Source organism: Microcystis sp. M53598_WE2 (assembly GCF_030067735.1).
GTDB classification, from domain to species: domain Bacteria; phylum Cyanobacteriota; class Cyanobacteriia; order Cyanobacteriales; family Microcystaceae; genus Microcystis; species Microcystis aeruginosa.
Map to the genome: position 1 here is coordinate 1 of NZ_JASJFE010000365.1, position 4,796 is coordinate 4,796.

The window sequence follows — 4,796 nt, forward strand, 5'->3', positions numbered from 1 at the left end:
ATTGCTTGATGAGCGAGGTTAATTTGTGCCGGTAGTTGATGGGTTAAGACTCGATTTAATAACTCGATCGCCTCCTCGTCTAAATCTAAGTAAGAAGTAACGAAAGAATCGTTATCCTCAGCTAAAAACTTATTTTCTTGCTCTAAAAACTCCCTAATATTCTCTAATTGTTCTAAAGTTAAACTTAGTTGTTCTAAATAAGCCAGTAACTTTTTATCTCTGGATTCTAAAACCGATTGAGCGACTTGAGACGATTGAAATTTTAGCTCTTTTTCTCCCTGAATTTTAGCCGCTTCTAGGAGAGGGAAAATTAACTTTAATGGTAATAACTCTCCCGCCAATTGACCTAAATATTCTCTCTGTTTATCTAACTTTTTATCTACCTCCTTTTTTCTGCTCTCTAATTGACTTCTTTCGGCGGCAATTTTTCCGCCATCAATGCGAAATTTATCCGAGACTGCATCAAAATCATTTCTAACCAAATCTAAATTTTTTTGTTGAGTTTCCATCTCTTGTCTAGCCAATTCTAAATCTTCTTGGTACTGAGCTAATTTTTTCTCGATAGCTTCAATAGTTGCCAGTTCATTTTCTGCTGCTAATAACCGGCGCTTGCGACTAGCTAAGATATCGAGATCAACGGCTAATCTTTCCGCTAATTCTAACCCTAATAAAGTCTGCATCGAATCCTTAACGCTGTCAGGAGGTACATCCTGTTCTGCCAATTCTTTTACCTGTTCCCCATCAAATAAAAAGAGGTTAGAAATACCCAAAGGTAATAAAGTTTCAATATATTCATCCCAAGTATTAGCTAAGGCGGGATCGGGCCAATCCTCATCTAAAATACCGAGGGTATCCTTACCATCTTTGGGCTGTTTTGTCCAGTATCTAACGATACGATATTGTCGCCATTGTTCATTAACTAGATGTTCAAAAGCCAATTCAATTCTCGCTTGATCGATGAGGGCAGCTTGATTATTAACTGCTTGACTAAGAAACTCGGCATAACTTAAATTATTGCGAGTAGAACACTTTGCCCGCGCACCGTACAAAGCCAAACGAATCGCATCCATTAAAGTAGTTTTACCGCCGCCATTCATGCCTCCCAAAAGGATAATCGGACAGGGATTGTTGTCTTTTTCGGGACGTAAATTAATCACTTGACGACCGGCGTAGGGACCGAAATTTTGCAAAACTAATTCAGTAAAAATCATTAACAGTCAGCCTTATTTAAGTCGAAAGTTTTAGGAAATCTCCTGTAAAAATTATACCTGAAAAAGTGCCGCAGATATTTTTTTACACCCAAGAAAAAACCCCAGACTTTATACTATAGCATTGATCACCATCGCCTAGATATAATCAAGGTTTCCTGATTTTTACTTTCCAGTTTATTACTGGGCATGAGCCTATTTTTTGAAAAAATCGTTATGATCGGCGTGAAAGTGCCAACACAGGGGAGAAAATTGCTATGATCACGATCGGCGAATATTTATGCCAGCGTCTCCATAATTTAGGGGTTAATCATGTTTTCGGGGTGCCGGGGGATTATGTCCTCGATTTGATGGATGTTTTGGTGGAAAGTCCGATCGAATTAGTTTGTACCTGTAATGAGCTTAACGCGGGTTATGCCGCCGATGCCTACGCGCGAGTCAAAGGGATGGGTGCTGTCTGTGTCACCTACGGAGTCGGGGGATTTAGCCTGGTTAATGCTGTGGTCGGTGCTTACGCTGAAAGAGTTCCCTTGGTGGTAATTAGTGGGGCTTCCGATCGCTCGATTCGCCGGGATAATTTATTATTACACCACACCACGGGCGATTATAATCTGCAATTGTCCATCATGGAAAAAGTCACGGTTGCCTCGGTTATTCTCACTAATTCCGCCCAAGCAGCCAGTCAAATCGATCAAACTTTAGCCGCTTGTTTGCATCACAAACGTCCCGTGTATATCGAAATTCCCCGGGATCTAGTCTATCGTCCCTGTATCCCCTCAGAAAAGCCAATTTATTTAACCGATAATCTCACGGATGCCGCCGCTTTAGAAGAAGCCATTGAAGAAGCGGCTTTTTTATTAGAAAAAGCGGAAAAACCAATTATTTTAGCAGGGGTAGAATTCCATCGGTTTAAACTCCAGGATAAGTTGCTGAAACTTTTAGAGGTAACGGGTTATCCCTTAGCCACCACTATTTTAGGTAAGTCGTCAATTTCGGAAATGCAGCCGCAATTTATCGGCACTTATGTGGGGGCATTAAGTCGCGAATACGTTAGTCAACGGGTGGAAAATGCCGATTGTGTCCTCTGTTTAGGGGCGATTATGTCCGATATGAATTTAGGCGGATTTACGGCTAATTTAAATCCCAATAATTTGATTAATGCCAATTCCGAGAAGATAAAAATTAAACATCACTTCTATCAACCAGTATTCCTAGGGGATTTTATCGAGGGTTTAATTAATAAGCTAAGTCACAAAGAAGCGGCTACACTAGAGATTAAACCCGCGGTCGAATTGAAGAATTTAGAATTCATCCCCGTGCCAGAGCAAAAATTAACTAATGCTCGTTTTTATGAGCGAATGAATCATTTTATTGCTCAAGAATCTTTTGTTATTTCTGATACAGGGGACGCAATTATTGCCACAATTGATTTATTAATGCCCCAAAAAACCGACTTTATCGGTCAAGCATTTTATCTCTCTATTGGTTATTCAATTCCCGCCTGTTTAGGAGTAGCTTTTGCCGCACCCAATACTCGTCCTATCGTCTTTGTGGGTGATGGTGCTTTTCAAATGACTGCCCAAGAACTTTCGACAATTATCCGTCACCATCTCAATCCAATTATCTTTTTAATTAATAACGACGGTTACACGATCGAGCGGGTAATTCAGGATAATATTTATAATGATCTACAACCGTGGAAATATCACCAATTACCAGCAGTATTTAACGGGGAAAGTTGGAGTTGTCAAGTCGGGACAGAAGGGGAATTAGAAAAGGCTTTATCGATTGCCCAGGGTAACATCGATCGCCTATCATTTATTGAAGTACATCTCGATCGTTTTGACTGTTCCCAAGGCTTAACTCGTTTAGGTCAAGCTTTACGTTCACCCCATGCTTAGACTGGTTATGCTATTAAGTTTTGACTGTGTGAAGCTGCCCTAAGACACCAGACTGAAACTCTTTTGGCTCCCAAGAGTCAACAATTAAGATACAATCGGTATCTTAATCAAAGTGTGATGGTGACAACCGCAACTAAAAACCCTATGAATGCTTTATGGAAACAAATCACCCTATTGAACTTTTCCCCCGCTTCTTGGTCAAAATATAGCTATCTGCATCGTTTCGTCGGCCTTTTTAGTCAATGGCGACAGGGTAGCCAGTTTGTGCAGTGGACAGAACTGATGGGTGCGCTGTTAATCTCTCTCCTTATCGCCACCGCGCCGTTTTTCTCCACCAGTCAAATCGGTTTTTTATTGTTAGCAATAGCCGGTTATTGGCTACTCTTAACCCTTGTGGATGAAGGCAAAATCGGGGTAACACCGATTCACATTTTAGTGCTTTTATACTGGGGAATTGCCACGGTTTCCACGGCTTTTTCTCCCGTTAAAACCGCAGCTTTGGAAGGATTAATTAAATTAACTCTCAATCTCATCTTTTTTGCCTTTACCGCCCGAATCATGCGTTCGCCACGCCAGACAAATTGGATTCTGACTACTTTAGTTTTAACCGCCTTAGCAGTGAGCGTTTACGGCATTCGTCAGCAAATTTTTGGTGCGGAACAGTTAGCAACTTGGAACGATCCCACTTCCGAATTAGCGGGAGATACTAGGGTTTATAGTTATCTCGGTAATCCTAATTTATTAGCTAGTTATTTATTCCCTGGTATTGCTTTTAGCGGTGCGGCATTATTTGTGTGGCAGGGATGGCTACCGAAAATTTTAGCGGCTTTACTAACTTTAGCCAATGCCGCTTGTTTATTTTTTACCGAGAGTCGTGGCGGTTGGATTGGTTTGATGGTCTTAGGAATCGTCTTCTTATTGCTATTATTTTATTGGTTCAAAAATTATCTACCGTTATTTTGGCAAACATGGCTTTTACCCTTAGTTTTAGGGGGTTTAGCCGTGGTGATTTTAGGGGCGATTTTATTGGTGGATCCGCTGCGAATTCGGGTGATGAGTATTTTTGCAGGACGGGAAGATAGTAGTAATAACTTTCGGATTAATGTTTGGGATGCAGTTATCCGCATGATTCAAACTTATCCGCTTTTGGGCATCGGACCGGGTAATGATGCTTTTAAGAAAATTTACCCCCTATTCATGAAGCCAAAATACACGGCTTTAAGTGCCTATTCTGTGCTATTAGAAATCATGGTAGAAACGGGAATCATTGGTTTTACCTGTTTCCTCTGGTTATTAGTTACAACTATCGGCCAAGGCATCCATCAAATTAAACTTTTACGCGATAAAATGGACAGTCAAGGCTTTTGGTTAATCGGGGCAATTGCCGCTATGGCTGGAATTCTTGCCCACGGTTTCTTTGATACAGTTTGGTATCGTCCCCAAGTTAGTACCCTCTGGTGGTTAGTTTTGGGTTTAATTGCTAGTCGTTGTTATTCCCCCGCTAGAGGTTTTGATCGTGGCAATTCTCTCCTCTAGGGGGGCGAAATGGGGGAGCATTGAGGAGTTATTTCAAATTACGGATAGGACTGCTCTGAAAGGTATTTGAAGCTCGTGTAGGTGTAGGCGAGGGGGATTATTAAGAAAAATCACAGACCTTTGATCCTACCATCTCTCGGTGGGCAAAGCA

The 4,796-nt window shown here is 41.2% G+C and carries 3 protein-coding genes; 2 read left to right on the plus strand and 1 reads right to left on the minus strand.

Annotated elements, in window-relative coordinates; translation table 11 throughout:
* Positions 1-1,211 (minus strand): DNA sulfur modification protein DndD (dndD, locus tag PX636_RS07875; protein ID WP_288116675.1); only part of this gene is annotated, 1,211 nt, incomplete at its 3' end.
* A 254-nt stretch (positions 1,212-1,465) separates the two neighbouring features.
* Between dndD and PX636_RS07880 the strand changes: the two genes are divergently transcribed.
* Positions 1,466-3,109, plus strand: coding sequence for an alpha-keto acid decarboxylase family protein (locus PX636_RS07880; RefSeq protein ID WP_002796891.1), 1,644 nt, complete (start codon positions 1,466-1,468; stop codon positions 3,107-3,109).
* 144 nt (positions 3,110-3,253) lie between these two features.
* Positions 3,254-4,645: an IctB family putative bicarbonate transporter gene (locus PX636_RS07885; protein ID WP_288116676.1), complete on the plus strand. Its 1,392-nt coding sequence runs from the start codon at positions 3,254-3,256 to the stop codon at positions 4,643-4,645.
* Positions 4,646-4,796 lie beyond the last annotated feature (151 nt).